Source organism: Mycobacterium sp. GA-1841 (assembly GCF_001954135.1).
Lineage (GTDB): Bacteria > Actinomycetota > Actinomycetes > Mycobacteriales > Mycobacteriaceae > Mycobacterium.
This window is the reverse complement of record NZ_MBEQ01000111.1, coordinates 1-683: the sequence shown is the minus strand read 5'-3', so window position 1 is coordinate 683 and position 683 is coordinate 1. Positions and strand designations below refer to the sequence as shown.

Below are 683 nucleotides of genomic sequence, written 5' to 3'. Positions count from 1 at the left end.
ACCGCATGCCGGAAGCGCCTGCCCGCCACGGTGTTGCCAGCCATCTGGTCATACGCCACCTCACATACCCGCTCGGGCCGCAGCGGTACGAACGACAGATCCTTGCCGGCGTTCCAGCGTGACCCGCCGCCATATCTGCGGGCCGCATCCGGGTCGGCGGCCACCTGGGCGGCCCAGTTCCACGGGTGCTGCTCGAAACTCGTGACCAGCGGCTGTAATTCGTCGAACAGTTTTCGGCGGGTAGGCATCGGGAAGGCTCCGATGACGCCGACGGACGCGAGCGTGCCATCGTCCTGATAGAGCCCGAGCAGCAGCGAGCCGATGGCGTCGTCCGCGGATTTGTGGACGCGGTAGCCGGCCACCACACAGTCGGCCGTGCGCTCGTGCTTGATCTTGAACATGACGCGTTTGTCCGGTTGATAGGTGCCCTCGAGCGGTTTGGCGATCACCCCGTCCAGACCTGCCCCTTCGAACTCGTCGAACCAGCGTTGTGCCGTCGCGATGTCGGTCGTGGCCGGCGTGACGTGAAACGACGGGCCGGGGCCCAGCGCGTCGACCAGCGCGGCGCGACGCTCGCTGAACGCGCGCCCCGTGAGATCGTCGTCGCCGAGGGCGAGCAGATCGAACGCGATGAACGCCGCCGGCGTCTGCTCGGCGAGCATGGTCACGCGGCTGGCCGCCGG

The 683-nt window shown here is 68.1% G+C and carries 1 protein-coding gene; it reads right to left on the bottom strand.

Annotated elements, in window-relative coordinates:
• A partial coding sequence (locus tag A5740_RS25745) for an ATP-dependent DNA ligase (protein ID WP_139335346.1) occupies positions 1 to 683 on the bottom strand: 683 nt, incomplete at both ends.